Genomic DNA, 17,036 nt, shown 5'->3' on the forward strand with positions numbered 1-17,036 from the left:
TATAGTATCAAAAAAGGCGTTCGAAACTAGTTTTCGAACACCTTTTAAGTGACTGTCAATATATTTCCTTTATTATTGAATAATGCTATTATGCAATATGTAAAGTGATTGAGATTCAATTAAAAATAATCACTCATTCACTAAATCACAATTCACTAAATAACTATGCGTAGCTATTCAACATTACTGGCATAACTAGCATCAAAATATTTTCATTTTCCTTCGTTTCGGCAGGAATGATAAGACCTGCACGATTAGGAGCTGACATTTCAATTGAAATCATGTTTGAACTCAAGTTGTTCAACATTTCGATTAAGAATTTTGCATTGAAACCGATTTCCATTGGTTCTCCTTCATAATCGCACATCAACTTTTCGTTTGCTTCATTTGAATAATCTAAATCTTCAGCCGAAATCACTAAGTCATTATGACCTAATTTCAAGCGAATTTGATGTGTAGTCTTATTTGAGTAAATAGAAATACGTTTCAAAGAACCCAACAACTCCTGACGATTGATGGTCAATACATTTGGATTGTTTTGAGGAATCGCATTTTCATAATCAGGAAAACGTTCGTCAATCAAACGACAAATCATTTTGATATTATTGAAACTAAAAAATGCATTCGACGAGCTAAAATCAGCTGTTACAACAGTATCATCAGAAGGCAATGATGATTTTAACAAGTTCAAAGCCTTGCGAGGAATAATCATGCTTGATTCTTGCTCAGACTGAATATCGCTACGACGATAACGAATCAAACGGTGACCGTCTGTTGCTACGAAATTGGTGTATTGTGAGTTCAATTGCACATATACCCCTGTCATAGCTGGACGTAAATCATCGCTAGAAACGGCAAAAATGGTGTTTGCAATAGCCGAACCCAATGTATCAGCTCCAATTTCTACAGATAAGCTTTTGCTTACTTGCGGAACCTTAGGGAAGTCAATAGGGTTTTCGCCTGAAAGTTTGTAACGACCATTTTCGGTAATAATTTCAGTTCCAAAAGTCTCAGTATCTACTTTGAAAGTGATAGGCTGGTCTGGTAAGCCTCTCAAGGTATCGAGTAACAAGCGTGCAGGAACAGCGATTGCACCAGTATCTTGAGATTCTACTTCTAGCGTAGTAATCATCACTGTTTGCAAATCTGAAGCTGTTACAGTTAGCTGACTGTGTTCGAGTTGGAATAAAAAGTTCTCTAAAATTGGTACAATTGGGTTGTTTGTAATAACGCCATTTACCGTAGAGAGTTGCTTTAATAGAACTGATGAAGATACGACGAATTTCATTAGTGCTGATTGATTTATTTGGAGTCTTTAGGTAAAAAACATTCAAAAGAATGTGTATTTACAAGGTCAAAAGACATGTTTAGTTATGCTACAAAAGTACGAATAAGCCTTGAAATAAACTTGGATTAGGCGAATTTTCTCTTACGGGTATAGTTACGGAGAAGTCCTATCAAAACCAAGATTATCATTGGAACAACCAAGTTAACGACTTGCCAATACTGGCGTTCATTTTGAAGAGCTGACTTGTCGAGCGGACGAAGTGTAATTACTTTATTTCGAGCCGAAATAACACCGTTATCATCCAATAAATAGTCGAAGGTATTCAATACAAAATCTCTATTGGCAAAGGTATTTCCAGAAAAACGATCGAAGCCCAAAGGCAGTGGAGCGTTGTTCTTTTGGTCAAAATCATTTACAGGAATATCTCCATCAGAGCATACAACAATTTTGGTGGCAGCACTATTAGCTTTAAAAGTAGCAGCACGTGGGTCACTTGGTAAAATACGATTTTTGTACAGTGACTCAAATTTGCCTTCCAATAGCATTCCAACGGTCTGAACGCCTCCTTTGTACTGAGTCGCGTCTAAATCTTTACTAGCAAAATTATAAGTTAAAATTGCTGGTGCACTCAATAACTGAGTGTACTGTGAAGTCATAAGTAGAGGTGTCTTGTTGATACCATCTGCACGAACTGTATCTAGGCTACCAACATACTTGGTATAAACGGCATCAAGATTTTTAACAATAGGCGATTTTCCAAAAGTATTAATCAATGGAAAGTATTGCCAAGGCACCAACTGAATATTAGATTTATCTCCAAAATTACCAATGTCCATCGGGATAGCTGCACACATCTGAGCATCTTTGATCAGATTGTGATTGAGACGAATCCCATACTTGAAAAGTAAATCGTCGAGGTTAAGATTATTAATGGTGGATAAGTTACCTTCTCGCGCTGCAGAATCTACTTTTACTGCATCTACAAAGAAAACAGCCTTTCCTCCATTCATGATAAATTGGTCAATCTTGTATTTATCTTCTTCGTTAAAAGCTTGGTCTGGTTTCAAGACGCAGATTGCATCAAGTCCATCCAAGGTTGGAGAATTACGTAGGTCGACAGGGTAGAGGTCGTAAAACTTCTTTAATGCTCCAATCATGCTCAATTGGTTGACCGCAGGCAAAGATGTGTAGTTGGTAAAGAAACCAATTTTTTTCTTTTCCTGTAAAGTCAAAGCCTTAATAGCAGAAGCTAATTGATATTCAACACCTTCATAAGACTGATTGAGAATCTCCTGAGGAGAGGACATTTTGTTCCCCTTCAACAAAAGTGTTGCTATTTCTTTGTCTTGATAAGTAATAATAGCACCTGGCAAAAGTAATGTTTGAGTACGTTTTCCATCTTCAGAATTGACAACGTTGGTTGGAGGAATCCCTTTCTGGGCAAGTTCCAGAATTTTCTGGTTACGCAATTTGGTATCCTTTATTTCAGCATTTAGGTCAACAAAGCGATAGTTGATATGTGTCTCTCCATAAATTTTAAATTCATCTAGGGTTTCTTTTACAGCACTTTCCAAACGCTTAAATCCCGCAGGAATATCATTGCCAGTGAGATATACTTTGATATTAATATCTCCATCAAGATTTTCGAGTAAATTTCTTGTGGCAGGTGCAATGGTATATCGTCCTTCCTCTGTAAGGTCGAGTCGAAAGAAATAATAGTTAGCTAGTATGTTGAGGCCGATAATGAAGCCTAATGCGAGTGCAAATTGAATGATTTTGTTTTTCATATTTTCCTTAACGATGCCAAGGCGATTTTCTTGCAAAGCTACTAATAAAACAAGAAAAGCACCTCGTTTGAGGTGCTTTTCAGAATATTTTCAAAAGAAAAAATCCTAATAGAATCTTGCTCTGTTATCTACAACTTTAGCATTTTCTTTGATTGCCTCGTTGATATAGAAAGAAGCTCTTTGAGTAGCCATCATGCGAGCAGAGTTTTTGTACATAGTCAAGTCAGCGATTGCTGGTGCAGGAGTTGATTTAACCGCTTGAACGATAAATACACCTTGTTCACCTTTGAATGGCTTTGATTTTTGACCAACTTTCAAACCGAATGCTTTACCTAATGCAGTTGGATCTGCACCAGCGCTTGACAATACGCCTTGAGCCAATGTAATATCAGTAGCAGTTTCAACTAAAGCACCAGCACCATATTTTTGTGCTACTTGCTCCAAGCTTCCTGAAATACCACCCAATTTGTTGATAATTTGTTCAGCTTTCAATTCAGCTCTAACACGTGCTGTTAATTCGTCACGGTAGTCCGCAACTTTCACTTCGTCTTTTGAAGTTTTACCTGTCAAAATAGCAACAATATATTGGTTGTCGTTTTGGAATACATCCGAAACTGTTCCAACTTTAGTATCATCATTAAATGCCCAACGAACAATGTCACGAGCATTAGTCAAGTTGTTTACATTGCTAGAACCTTCCAACATTCTTTCAGCACGAAGCATCAAAATGTTTTTATCTTTCTTCACAGCTGCGTCAAATGCTTCAGCACTTGTGTTTGCTGCCGCAAAGTTATCTGCCTTACGTAAAACTTCGTCCATTGTTGCTTGGCTAGGAGCGATAGTGCGATTGATAGCAGCTAATTTGTAACGAGTGTTAGACTTTGGTTCAGTTACTTTTACGATATGATAACCGAAATCTGTTTCAATCAAACCAGGAATCAAACCAGCACCGCTAAATCCAAATACAGCTTTTTCAAATGGTTTTACCATTGAGCCGTTGTTTTTGAAGAAACCTAAGTCACCACCTTGCTGAGCAGTACCATCCATACCATTCAAACGAGCAAGTGCTTCAAAGTTGGCACCACCTTTGATTTGCGCCATGATACCTTCTGCACGTTTACGAGCTGCTGCTTTTGACGAGTCGCTTGTGTTTTCTGGGCGAATCAAGATATGGCTAGCACGTACTGTAAACAAAGAATCTTTTTGGATACCACCATATTTGTAGATAGAGTAAACGTTATTTTCTTTGAATGGACCGTAGATACCACCTGCAATCATTGAACCTAACTGTGTTTTTACTGCTGCAGGAACTTCTGCTAATGAAACCAAATATGGAGTCTTAACATCTGAGTTCATCATAGCAAAAGCAGAGTCATTTTTAGCCACTGCCAAATCCTTCGCCAAACGCTTGATATCGTTGTAGAAAGAAGCAGTATCTTGTTTTGAAGGAATCACAGGGAACGTTACATATTGAATAGAACGAGTGTTTTCTCCTTTGAACAAGTCTTTGTGTTTTGCTAAGTATTCTTCCAATTGGCTATCTGTCACTTTTACAGTAGAGTCAGCGATAGAATAGAAAGGAACGTACAAGTACTGAACATCAGCTTTAGCTGTTTGAGCTTGGTAATCTTTTTGAGCTTCGATGTTTGTTGTGTAAGTCGATAATCTCAATAAGCTTTCATACTTTGATCTCAAACGGTCTTGACTCAATGATTTCTCAAAGTTAGCCCATGCTTGTTGCTGAGCAGCTGGCATAGACTTCAAGTTTTTAAGAAACTGAATAACGTAGTTTTTGTCAAACTGACCAGTTTGTGGGTTAGTAAACTGTTGTCTAACTGAAGGGTGGATGTTGTTTCCTTGAACCATATCAACTAGTTCTTCAGGAGAAACTGAAAGTCCAAGCGCTTCATATTCTTTACCGTAAGCAAAATCCAAAAGGTATTGGTTCCATACTTGCTCACGCATCATCGCTAATTCTTGCTCGCTTGGTCCACGACCTGTTTGAGCTGAATAGGCTTGAGATGCCTCTTCTACTTTTTTCTGAAAATCTTGAAATTTGATAGACTCTCCAGCGATTTCCCCTACCTCGTCGCTACTCCCACCGAAGAAGCGAGACTTGCCTTGGAAAATGTCGCTCCCTAATAGGAATAGAATTAAACTCACGGCAATGGCTGCCGCTGCAATTCCCGATTTTTCTCTGATTTTGGTAATTAATGCCATATTTAGTACTTTAAAACGTTATGCTTTAATGGGTGAAACGAGACTCGTAGGCTGGTGGTAAAAAGGGACAGTTGTTCTTCACCAATTACGAGATACAATATTCTGCACAAAAGAACCGCAAAATAATCATAATACTTTGTAATATCAAAATAGCTGTATGGCATCTTAAATAAGATAGAAGAGTTTTTCTTTTTTTTGTTCAATTTTCCTACCTAAACTATTTGAAAAATACTTAGCTTTACTTGAATAATACGCAAAACTTAATCGTTTGATTGTCAAAGTTTTGTTTGATAGATTGATTAAATATAGCACATCTGGGGTTTTATGCTGATTTATGTCAGATTAACTAAAGAATAATAAAATAATTATGAATTAATTTTAGTTTATAATGTTACTTCTGAACTGTTTTTCAGTCTTTTATAATGAAACGTGTAGTCGCCATCTACACAGGTATCATTATTATATAGAACTTATTTATTAAACTCCTTAAGATAGCTAGTTGTAAAAGTTAGTAATTTCTCTCTGTCTAATTTTTGGCTTCGACTATCCCGCACTACATGTTAAGAGTCAAATATATACTTTTAGTCAAACACTTTGAAGGTCGAGCCTCCAAAGATGAAGAACAAGAAATAGAACTCTGGCGGAATGAAAATATAATTAATAATCTGACGTATTTACGACTCAAGCGCGTTTGGGAAGAAAGTTCAAAACGTGAATTACTGGTGAATAAATCACAAAAAGAGGAGAAAATGTGGAAGAATATTATCGATAAGATTATTTCCGAAGAAGAGCCTGTTCAAACAGGAAGCAAGTAGCTTATACTACTCACTTCCAGTAACTGTATATCTATTTTAGAACGCTTTGAAGTGCTTCTAAAAATCTATCACACTCGGTTTGTCCCAAAGCTAAGCTTGGTAATAAACGTAAAGTGTGTTTTCCTGCATAGCCACAGAATATGTGGTGTTTAAATAAAAGCGTATCCCTGATTTCATCTACAGGTTGCTCAAACTCAATACCAATCATGAGTCCTCTACCTCTAAGCTCCTTGATACCTTGAATTTGTTGGAGATTACTCATTAAATAATCGCCCATCTTTGACGCATTTTCAATTAGATTTTCTTGTTTCATAACGTCCAAAACAGCAACTCCTGCCGCACAAGCCAGATGGTTGCCGCCGAAGGTTGTACCCAACATCCCAAATTTTGCTTGAAACTTCGGAGAAATCAATACGCCACCAATAGGAAATCCATTACCCATTCCTTTTGCTGTAGTGATAAGGTCAGGGTGCACATCAGCATATTGATGTGAGAAAAATTTACCTGAGCGACCGTAGCCACATTGTACCGAATCAAGAATTAAAGCAGCGCCAGTCTTATCACAAATCGCTCTAGCAGCTTTTAAAAAAGCCTCTGATGCTACTTGAATACCTCCGACTCCTTGAATACCTTCAACGATAACTGCACAAGTTTCTTCTGTTACACTTTGCTCTAACGCTTCAATGTCATTAAATGGTAAGAAAGTCACATGCTCAGAATAATTAACTGGAGCGACAATTGCTTTGTTGTCTGTTACAGCTACAGCACCAGCAGTACGTCCGTGGAATGCTTTGGTAAATGCAACTACTTTTTTACGACCATTAAAAAAAGAAGCCGTTTTCAGCGCATTCTCATTAGCCTCAGCACCTGAGTTACATAAGAATAGTGCATAATCTTCGTAACCAGATAGTTCACCTAATTTAGTCGCTAATTCTTCTTGAATAGGAATTTTTACAGAATTAGAGTAAAAACCGATATTATTCAATTGAGTTGTAAGTTTCTCAACATAGTACGGGTGCGAGTGACCAATAGAAATCACGGCGTGACCTCCGTACAAATCAAGATATTCTTGACCATTTTTATCCCATAAATAACTGCCTTTTGCTTTTACAGGCTCGATATCATATAGTGGATAAACATTGAATAGATTCATTTCTTTGTGAGTTTTGAGATAGTGAAAATGGCTCCCAAAAGTAAAGAAGAGAATAGACTGGGTCTATTTTTACTACTTCTTCATTTTGCCAATAGTGAAGCCTAAAACAAAATAATCTTCTAAATACCAAATGCTTTGCTTAGCGTAATCGCCGTCACGACCTGTGGTTCTAATATCGTTTAGACGAGAAAAACCTCCTTTGATATCGTTGCGTAAGAAAACGTGTTTGGTGATATCAAATTGTAAGCCTGCTTTTAATGCAAATCCATAACCAGCAACATTCCAGTAATTGTTTTTGCCTACTGTAAATAAGCGAACGTCACTTCTTGGAACAAAGGCTCCTACACTACCACCTACAATCCAGTCTAGCCCTTGAACGCCATTTTTTGCCTTCCATAGTCTGTCATAACGGTCTAAGTCAACACTGGCAAAGTTGAAGCCATCGGTATGCTCAAAGGTTAAAAAATCTTTTGAGTTAACTGTGATAGGCTTATGATCAAAAGTACCTACATAAGCAGGATTTACCGTAATGGCTGGATTAGATACCTGTGCCGAAATAGTTCCCGTAATGGTGCTCTGTTGGTCGTTGACCATCACATATTTCATGTGGTCCCAACCGATAGATACTGCCCAGTGGTCGCTAAAGAAATATCCCCCACGAATATTGAATTGAGGAATTGAGAAAAGCGCTGGGTCATAATATTCGCGACCAAGTGGTGAAGGCGCATCTTTTGCGACTACATCATGTAAAGTAAAGTTGTATCCTTGACCAATAAACGTAATGTCAGATTTGGTATAAGTGGAGCGATTGTATCCCCAATAAACAAATCCTTGTCCTTTGCGACTGTATGGTTGTTTTTCTTGAGCGATGCTCAGGGTTGGTAAAATCAGTCCTAATAATAGTACTAGCTTTTTCATTTTTGAGAGAGTGATTGTTTAAATTGTTGGTAAAGAGAATGTGACTCAATCGTTGAAATTTTTGATGAGTCACCTCCAAATTCAAAATTAAGCATTCACTCGACTTGGAAAGATGATATAAATCAGTCTGAATATAACCTACACCATAATTTCTGAGTCAGAGCAAAGCATATTCTTAGAATCCAACACTTTTTAACGCCAAACCAGTTCGTTCTGGTAACCCAAAAATTAGATTCATATTTTGTACTGCCTGACCTGATGCTCCTTTTGTAAGATTGTCGATGATACTAGAGATTAATAAATTGCCATTGTGTAATTCTAAGTGAATCAGACATTTATTGGTATTTACCACTTGTTTTACATCTATTGCCGCATCGCTTACTGTGGTGAAAGGATGATTGGCGTAGTAGTTTTTATACAATTCTTTCGCTTCAGCTAAAGTACCCTCAAACTTTGTATAAACGTTTGCCATGATACCTCTAGTAAAGTTGCCACGGTACGGAATAAAATTAATAGGCTGATCAAAATCAGCTTGAAGTTCATTGAGCGTCATGCCAATTTCAGTCAAGTGCTGATGGGTGAAAGCCTTGTAAATAGAAATATTGTTGTTACGCCAAGAAAAATGGCTTGTTGCCGACAACGACTGTCCTGCACCTGTAGAGCCAGTTACTGCTGAGATATGAATGGCATCTTGAATTAATCCTGCTGAAGCCAATGGCAATAACGCTAATTCAATAGAAGTCGCAAAGCATCCTGGGTTGGCGATATGCTTGGCGCCTTTAATTTTGTCTCTTTGTAATTCTGCCAAACCATAAACAAATCCCTCTGATTGGTCACGGTAGTCTGTGCTTAGGTCTATAATACTGATTTCCTTAAAAGCAGGATTAGCTTCTAAAAACTTTTTCGATTCGCCGTGCCCTGAGCAAAGAAATGCTACATCGATATTAGTATGCAATTCGTCTGTAAATACCAATTCGGTATCGCCCAACAAATCTGTATGCGTAGCATAAACAGGTTTTCCAGCTTGTGACTTTGAGTTCACAAAGGTAATTTCTACTTCTGGGTGATTGATTAAAATTCTGAGTAACTCTCCACCTGTATATCCTGCACCACCGATAATTCCTACTTTAATCATGTTTTTTATATGATAAAAAAATGCGACAAATTTTCGTGCGTAGCCCAAGCTAAACACGAAAATTTGTCGCATGAAGTAAAACAAATATTCTTATTGCTGTTGGGCTAAGTCTGTAACTTTACGGTGAATCATCGTTTGATTCGACACAATTTTAGAGAATCCTCGGACATCATCTCCCGACCAAGCATTGTTCATTTCACCATAAGAACCAAATACAGATGACATAAGGTCATACTGTGATTCGATACCTACTACAAAATAGCGGTATGGCGCCAAATGAATTTCTACAATACCCGATACATTCTCTTGGGTATCTGCCAAGAAAGTTTCGAAGTTACGCATTACTGGTTCCAAGAATTGTCCTTCGTGTAGCATAGTGCCATACATTTCAGCAATGTTTTGTTTCCAGTAAAGTTGTTGTTTCGTTAATGTATGTTTTTCAAGCAAGTGGTGAGCCTTGATAATCAACAATGGTGCTGCTGCCTCAAAACCTACACGACCCTTAATACCAATGATTGTATCTCCCACGTGGATATCACGACCAATACCATAAGGTGCTGCGATTTCATTAAGCTTAACTATGGCGTCAACTGGTGATAAAGCTTCACCATTAAGACCTGCTAATTCACCTTTTTCGAAATGTAATTTTACTGTTTCTTCGCCTGACTTAGTCACTTGTGTTGGCCAAGCTTCTTCTGGCAAATATCCATTAGAAGTAAGTGTTTCTTTCCCTCCAACTGATGTTCCCCACAATCCTTTGTTGATTGAGTAAGCCGCTTTATGCCATTCTCTTACCACGCCTTTTTCTTTAAGGTATTCGATTTCGGCTTCGCGCGACAATTTAAGATCACGAATAGGAGTGATGATTTCTACCTCTGGAGATAAAATTCTGAATACAACGTCAAAACGTACTTGGTCGTTGCCTGCTCCTGTGCTTCCGTGAGCAATGGCTTTAGCACCAATTTGGTTAGCATACTCTGCCACGGCAGTAGCTTGGAAAACACGTTCGGCAGATACTGATAATGGATAGGTATTGTTTTTCAATACATTACCAAATACCATATAGCGAATACAATCGTTGTAGTATTTTTCAACTACATCCAATGTTACGTGTGATACCACGCCCAATCCGTAGGCTTTTTCTTCAATGTCTTTCAATTCTTCTGCCGAAAAACCTCCTGTGTTTACCAAGGCAGAATGTACTTCATAGCCACGGTCTTCTGAAAGATATTTCACGCAAAAAGAGGTATCAAGGCCTCCTGAAAATGCTAATAATACTTTTGGTTTACTCATTTTTTTATTTCGAAAGAATGGCTTAACAGTACCTTACTTTCTGGTTGTTTATATGATCAAGATACACTTCAATTAATGCTTGATTTTGGCTTTTTACTTATGCAATACCTCTTCTCAACTTACGTTCTTTGCTTCTTTCGGCCATTTTCAAGAACATTTTTTCTTTAATAGAAAGTAAACGTTCTAGTACTTTTACATCTTTCAAGAAATCCCAATTGCCACGTGCAGGTTCGGATTCACTTGTAACAAGGGCTTCGGCTTCACGTTGTTTGGCTTTTTTCTCCCACTCTGGGTCAAAAATCATCCCTGTACACAAGCAGTGCTTGCGGTCGGTACGTGAAAGTACATCGTAGTTGACACATGACTGACAACCTTTCCAGAAGGCATCGTCAACAGGTAGTTCGCTGAAAGTGGTAGGCTCATAACCCAATTCTGAGTTAATCTTCATCACTGCCAATGAAGTAGTAATACCAATGATTTTGGCATCAGGATATTTGCTACGAGACAATTCAAATGCTTTGGCTTTTACAGCCTTTGCAACACCGTATTTACGCCATTCGGGCTTTACAATCAAACCTGAGTTAGCCACGAATTTACCGTGTTCCCAAGTTTCGATATAGCAAAAGCCAACAAAAGCACCGTTATCATCGATAGCGATGATAGCCTTTCCTTCGTTGATTTTATCACGTAAATATTGTGGAGAACGCTTAGCGATTCCTGTTCCGCGTGCTTTAGCGGATTCTTCCATTTCAAGGCAAATAGCCTCAGCCAGATGTAAGTGTTCAGCGGATGCGACCTGAACTTTATATTGATTCATTGAATGATAGCGATAGCGTTAACCTGCTACGGTTCAAGGAGTTAATTCGATAAAAACAGAAAATAAATTAGATAATGAGATAACCTGCCACATAGGCAAGCAAAGGAAGAGTTAGGGTCAAACCCTAAAAAAGAATGGTCGCCTGCGTGGTAACGCAGTAGGCTCAACGATGATATGTAAAAAAAGGTTTTTCACTATGGTATTGTAAGGTTGTGTGAAAATTGCTTGAAAGCTCAAGTGTTTTTTTACTTAATTTAAGACGACCTGTTGTTTTTTGTAAGTATTAAAACTAAAAATCGTGCAAAGTTTACCAAAACAAAATGTAAGATGCAAGGTTTTTTTTTAATAGTTTGAAAATTTAACATCATATATCGCTATAATGTTTCATTTATTGGACTTATTAAATGTTTTTTGGGAGTATTTATACTTAAACATGCCCAATAATAGCTTAATGAGGCTGCGTTTGGAAATTTGCTAATAATTCCCTAAAATTGATTTGAGAGGCACCAATAAACTGGAAGCATTTGAGTGACAGAGCTGAAGAATTTTAGATATTTAGACATTTTTTTAGCCCTAATAAAACGTAGAATTGCCAATTGATAGATATTAAAAATGGATGAATTAACAGCGGAAGATTTGATGTATGGATACATGAATGGTATATTCCCAATGGCCGATACCGATGGCTCTTTGTATTGGTATTCGCCAGACCCACGTGCCATTATTCCTATCGACACCTATAAACCCGCAAAGTCTTTACGACCAATATTGAATAAAAATTTGTTTGATATTCATATCAACCGAGATTTTGAAGCGGTGATGCGACATTGTGCATTGCCCCGAAATGGCGAGCCTGAAACATGGATTTCGGAGGAAATAATACAAGCCTATTGTGATTTGCATCAAATGGGCATGGCTCATTCTGTAGAGGCTTATGTAGGTGACAGACTTGTGGGAGGACTCTACGGTGTGGCAATAGGAGGGGTATATTTTGGCGAATCTATGTTTTATTTAGAACCCAATTCTTCGAAAGTGGCTTTTCATTATTTAATCGAAAATCTGCGAAAACAGCAATATGAGTTACTCGATACACAGTTTATTAATGACAATGTGAAAAGATATGGTGCTATCGAAATTCCTCGTGAAGATTATTTAATCTTATTACGTAAAGCAATTCAGCAGCCTAGAAGTTTTGTCCCTAATACTCCTAGTATTTATTTTGATCCTAATCAAACAGAGGGATTGTGAGTTGATTGATATGAAAATCAATGCTTATCATTCTTTTGTTTTTTCATTCCTCTATCTTTGTGGTATAACTTTCAACAGTTATTGTAAGAACACATTGTTCTGTTAACCCCAGTATGATAGAATTTATATAAAATGTCAAAACCAGTTTTAGTTATCAAATTTGGAACGGCCTCAATTACGCATAAAAGTGGAGAATTGAACGAGGCTGTTTTGCAAGAAATTGCTCGACAAGTAGCAATTCTGCATCAGGATTATCATGTCGTATTGGTATCGTCGGGTGCAGTAGGAGCGGGAAAAGGCTTTATCAAAGAATACAAAGGAACAATCACCGAGCGTAAAGCTGCGGCAGCGATCGGTAACCCTTTATTGTTGGCCAAATACACCAATTATTTTTCTCAATATGACATTGCCATTGCTCAAAGCCTCTGCGAGCGACAACACTTTGCTAATCGCAATCAGTTTTTGCAACTGAAAGAAACCTACCAAGAGTTGTGGGATAACGGCATTATTCCGATTGCCAATGAAAATGACGTAGTAAGTAATTTAGAGTTGAAGTTTTCGGATAATGATGAATTGGCTACGCTAATTGCTACGGGGTTTGGAGCATCAGCCTTGTTGCTTTGTACATCTGTAGGAGGCTTGCTCGATGACCAAAAACAGATTATTCCTTTTGTTGAACAAATTGATGAGAAAATCTTAGGGTTTGTAGATACCGATAAATCAGCTTTAGGATTGGGCGGCATGGTTTCCAAACTGAATTATACACGCTTGGCTACCCGAATGGGAATTAAAGTGGTAATTTTTGGCATGAACAAGCCTGATGGCATTATCGAGGCAGTTGCCGAAAAGATAGGAACAGTGTTTGCGCCTCAGGAAGCCAGCTTAACTGCTCGTCAGAAATGGCTCGGTAGCGGAAGTATTATTGCTGGTAATGTTGTGGTAGACGCTGGCGCAGTGGAGGCGCTCAACAAACGAAAAAGTTTACTAGCGGTTGGAATTACCGCAGTTGATGGAGAATTTGAAAGAGGAGAGGTTTTTGAAATTCTAGACCAATCAACTCACGTGATAGCAATAGCAAGAGCCAGAGAATCTTCTGTAGTGATAGCGCAAAATCTCAAAACCCAAAATTTTGAGGTAGCCAACGCCGACGAAATAGTATTATTATAAAGTTGAAAGGGCCAAAAAGGCCCTTTTCTTTGCCTCATTTACCTGATTATGAACTTGATTCGAACCTTAAAGTACGCTTCTCTTATTTATCTTCTTATTCCATCTATCTTGTTTTTACTAACGTGGGTCAACCTTGCTGTGGGGCTGAGTGCCAGTATCTTGATAATTGCGTACTTCATTTGGTATGCAAAAAGAGATGCGGCTAACAGCGTTCGGGAAGTGTCTTCTCAATATCGTGGTTGGGTACATATTTTTGGAATGCTAGCCTTGGCAATAGGCGTGAATGTACTTTTGGGAATAGGTGAATTTAAAAGACAAGAATCAGACTTTATTGCGAATAATTTCAAGTATCATGACTTGATTCAGCATGACTGGCCTTTGTACTATACTCACTACAAAGTACACATGTGCTATTACCTAGGATATTATCTGCCTGTGGCGCAACTCGCAAAATGGTTTTCTTTGGAGAGTGCCCGTTATTTTGCGTTAGGATGGAGTGTCATAGGTTTATTTTTTGTGTTATTGTGGATCAGCACCTTCGTGAAAAAAAATGGAGGCTTATTGGTTATACTGGTCATTATATTTCCTAACGCTTGGATTATATATGCGCTGATTGATTTTATTGGCTGGCATCGAGAGGTTTTTCCACATTATTTTATTCTTATCAATGACTTTTATCTTGTACTGTCCAAATTTGAAGATAATTGGGCTTGGGCACCTCAACATACTTTGCCAGCGGTATTGGGTGCTTGTTTCGTTCTGGAGGCGTTTGTAAGCAAAAAAGTTAATCGACTAGAACTTTTGTTAATGCTACTGTCAACTATGTATTGGAGTCCTTTAGCGAGTATTGGTCTATTCCCTTTTGTATTGATATTGTTCTTAAAAGACTTTCCAACACTTTTCCAGCAAGAAAAACTTCCTGAATTATTGGGGATGACGAGCTTAGTGATGGCTTTCCTACCTCTTATGATTTACTTTATCAGCACCGAGGGGGTCAATAGTGGCAATACTGGATTTATTTGGCAGACTGGAACTTCTTTGTGGGGGGGATATTACGCCATATATGTGCTGGCAAACGTTGGTATTTGGTATTGTTTTATCCAAACAGAGTTATTTGAGTGGAGTCCATTGATTTATGGAAGTATGTGCTTTATTATAATCTTGGGGATTTATAGGATTGGGCTGTATAATGACCTCAATGTAAGAGGAGTAATTCCTGCCTACACCATTATGTCCACAGGTATATGCATTTGGGTGATGAAGGGGTGGAAAAAACGCCGTGTCGGAGCGTATATACTGTCATGTTATTTGTTGTTAGGTGGACTACAGTCTGTCCGAAGCTTTGTGGTACAAGGAATGTCATCGAATACTCCGCAAACTACGATTGAAAAACCTTTTATTGGACACTATAACTCAATGCTTTCCTTTCAAGAAAATGCTTATGGTGACTCTACGGCAATTAAAGAGTATTGTCTAAAAAAGGACGGATTTTTTGATAAATACCTTTTGAAAAAATAGTTACTTCTTGATAGTCAGGAAAACGGAGCTACCAAATGGCGTTGAACTAAATAGCTTTCGCTCTATCCTCGAACACTGATAAAAAAATTGATTGATGCCTGCATTGGGAAGAGATACATCCGAAACAATTTGTGTTTTATCAATCAAATTTAATTTAAGTTGTAGTTGTTGTAACTGACGTACCGCCAAAATAAGAGGAGATAAGAAAAAAGGCCAATAAGTATGCTTTTCTATAGTCAACGTAGTTGGCAAATACTGCGCATAAGTCGATTTGGTAAAACGATGTTTGCCACCTACTGCAATATCATGAGTGCCAAAAAACATATTAAAGGCGTTGTTATTGGTTAAAAAAACACCTTTAGAGCGAAGTAACTTTGCAATACCAGCTAGAGTGCTTTTAATAGCCTCTGATTCAAGGCAATATACAACATCATTACAAATGATCACATCAAAAAAATCACTTGGAAAATGATTGCCTATTTCGGCTGCATTCATTTTCTGAACTTTTAATCCACGCTGTTGACAAAAACTCAGCGACGATTCAGAATAGTCTATACCTTGAATATTAGTATATCCTTGTCGTTGAAGAAAAGTTAATAAACCTCCTGTACCAGCACCAACATCCAATATTTGAATTTCTTTATTTTGCCCAAAATTCTCAACAATACCTTCCAAAACCCTTTGATGTAGCGTTTGATACCACCATAGTTTTTCTTCTACCTCAAACATCATTTTATATTCTTCGTGGCTACTATTCAGCATGGTTGATATGTTTTGATTTGATGACAAATTGTGGATGATTATTTTGGGTCAAAAAGTCTTTGGCAACGTATTCTCCAATGATTCCTAGTCCAATTACCTGAATACTTCCTAAGATACAAATGGCATAAAAAGTAGCACTAAAGTCTACAAAACCAAGAAGTTGTATTAAAAGAAATACGAAGCTAATACCCAATGAAATAAGTCCAGTACTTAGGATGATTCTAACAGGTAGAAGTGAATATCCAAAAAGAATGGAAAGGAACAAAGCAATCAATTTTTGAACAGTATAGCTGGATTGACCTTCGGTTCGTGCGTGGTGTTCGACCAAAACACGACCAACGTTTTTGGTTACTCGAAAAATTAAGGCATCGATGTAAGGGTAAGGGCCAGTGTATTTGCAGATTTCGGTTACAACTTCCTTTTTGATGAGTTTAAAACTAGACAAGTACAAATCTTTGGGTTTGCCGAAAAGGTATGTTGTCATTTGATTAACGAGCCAGCTTCCAACATTGCGAACATAATGGTGTTTTTTGTCTTCGTAATAACTATAAACTACATCTAAATTATCAGATTGAGCTTTGTTCAAAAGCTTTAGTATTTCACTGGGAGGATTCTGAAAATCATCATCGATGATTACCGTAAAATGTCCTTTCGTATGATTAAGGCCGCAGATTACAGCATTGAATTCTCCAAAATTTCTACGTAAAGAGATAAAGCTTACTCGTGGATAACGGAGTGCCAATGCAGCGCAAACTTCCTCGGAATTGTCAGGACTTCCATCGTTTACAAGAACAATTTCGAAAGAAATACCTTGTAAGGTTTCATGTAATTTACTCACCAATGAACCAATAGATTGCGCTCCTTTATAGACAGGAATTACAACTGATAATAGCATATCTCAAATGAAAGGATGTT

The 17,036-nt window shown here is 37.7% G+C and carries 14 protein-coding genes; 4 read left to right on the plus strand and 10 right to left on the minus strand.

Translation table 11 applies throughout. From position 1 onward, the window contains the following. Positions 1-163: 163 nt before the first annotated feature. The 3 genes from dnaN to QM524_RS05000 form a co-directional block, all read right to left on the minus strand. The gene (dnaN, locus tag QM524_RS04990; RefSeq protein ID WP_095162001.1) at positions 164-1,288 is read right to left on the minus strand and encodes a DNA polymerase III subunit beta; all 1,125 of its coding nucleotides are present in this window, start codon (positions 1,286-1,288) and stop codon (positions 164-166) included. 125 nt (positions 1,289-1,413) lie between these two features. Next, a complete protein-coding gene (gldG, locus tag QM524_RS04995; protein ID WP_283343738.1) occupies positions 1,414-3,075 on the minus strand; it encodes a gliding motility-associated ABC transporter substrate-binding protein GldG in 1,662 nt (553 codons plus the stop codon). Between the two features lie 105 nt (positions 3,076-3,180). Continuing rightward, positions 3,181-5,295 carry a peptidylprolyl isomerase gene (locus tag QM524_RS05000; RefSeq protein ID WP_283343739.1) on the minus strand — a complete coding sequence of 705 codons (2,115 nt, stop codon included), beginning with the start codon at positions 5,293-5,295 and terminating at the stop codon, positions 3,181-3,183. Positions 5,296-5,852: 557 nt separating this feature from the next. Between QM524_RS05000 and QM524_RS05005 the strand changes: the two genes are divergently transcribed. Continuing rightward, on the plus strand, positions 5,853-6,110 hold the full coding sequence (locus tag QM524_RS05005) for a hypothetical protein (RefSeq protein WP_166577945.1): 258 nt from the start codon (positions 5,853-5,855) through the stop codon (positions 6,108-6,110). A gap of 31 nt (positions 6,111-6,141) precedes the next feature. On the opposite strand, the gene QM524_RS05010 is transcribed toward QM524_RS05005, so the two are convergent. From QM524_RS05010 to QM524_RS05030, 5 genes are all read right to left on the minus strand, one after another. Continuing rightward, positions 6,142-7,263: an aspartate aminotransferase family protein gene (locus tag QM524_RS05010; protein ID WP_283343740.1), complete on the minus strand. Its 1,122-nt coding sequence runs from the start codon at positions 7,261-7,263 to the stop codon at positions 6,142-6,144. 72 nt (positions 7,264-7,335) lie between these two features. Then, a complete protein-coding gene (locus QM524_RS05015; RefSeq protein ID WP_166550441.1) occupies positions 7,336-8,181 on the minus strand; it encodes a hypothetical protein in 846 nt (281 codons plus the stop codon). Between the two features lie 175 nt (positions 8,182-8,356). Further along, entirely contained in the window at positions 8,357-9,316 is a 960-nt protein-coding gene (gene argC, locus QM524_RS05020) for an N-acetyl-gamma-glutamyl-phosphate reductase (protein ID WP_283343741.1), read from the minus strand. A 90-nt stretch (positions 9,317-9,406) separates the two neighbouring features. Beyond that, entirely contained in the window at positions 9,407-10,609 is a 1,203-nt protein-coding gene (gene argG, locus QM524_RS05025) for an argininosuccinate synthase (RefSeq protein WP_283343742.1), read from the minus strand. Positions 10,610-10,706: 97 nt separating this feature from the next. After that, positions 10,707-11,426: a GNAT family N-acetyltransferase gene (locus QM524_RS05030; protein WP_283343743.1), complete on the minus strand. Its 720-nt coding sequence runs from the start codon at positions 11,424-11,426 to the stop codon at positions 10,707-10,709. Between the two features lie 612 nt (positions 11,427-12,038). Here QM524_RS05030 and aat point away from each other — a divergent pair. From aat to QM524_RS05045, 3 genes are all read left to right on the plus strand, one after another. Continuing rightward, complete coding sequence (gene aat, locus QM524_RS05035; RefSeq protein ID WP_283343744.1) at positions 12,039-12,674, plus strand: leucyl/phenylalanyl-tRNA--protein transferase; 636 nt, start codon at positions 12,039-12,041, stop codon at positions 12,672-12,674. A gap of 132 nt (positions 12,675-12,806) precedes the next feature. Further along, the gene (gene proB / locus QM524_RS05040; protein WP_283343745.1) at positions 12,807-13,841 is read left to right on the plus strand and encodes a glutamate 5-kinase; all 1,035 of its coding nucleotides are present in this window, start codon (positions 12,807-12,809) and stop codon (positions 13,839-13,841) included. A gap of 48 nt (positions 13,842-13,889) precedes the next feature. After that, on the plus strand, positions 13,890-15,359 hold the full coding sequence (locus QM524_RS05045) for a hypothetical protein (protein WP_283343746.1): 1,470 nt from the start codon (positions 13,890-13,892) through the stop codon (positions 15,357-15,359). Here QM524_RS05045 and QM524_RS05050 read toward each other — a convergent pair whose 3' ends face one another. Together QM524_RS05050 and QM524_RS05055 are read right to left on the minus strand one after the other, a co-directional pair. Beyond that, the gene (locus tag QM524_RS05050; protein WP_283343747.1) at positions 15,360-16,121 is read right to left on the minus strand and encodes a class I SAM-dependent methyltransferase; all 762 of its coding nucleotides are present in this window, start codon (positions 16,119-16,121) and stop codon (positions 15,360-15,362) included. Further along, complete coding sequence (locus tag QM524_RS05055; protein WP_283343748.1) at positions 16,111-17,016, minus strand: glycosyltransferase family 2 protein; 906 nt, start codon at positions 17,014-17,016, stop codon at positions 16,111-16,113. Before QM524_RS05055 ends, QM524_RS05050 begins: the two co-directional genes overlap by 11 nt. Positions 17,017-17,036 lie beyond the last annotated feature (20 nt).

It is taken from the genome of Flectobacillus roseus (assembly GCF_030056595.1).
In the GTDB taxonomy this organism is placed as follows: Bacteria; Bacteroidota; Bacteroidia; order Cytophagales; family Spirosomataceae; genus Flectobacillus; species Flectobacillus roseus.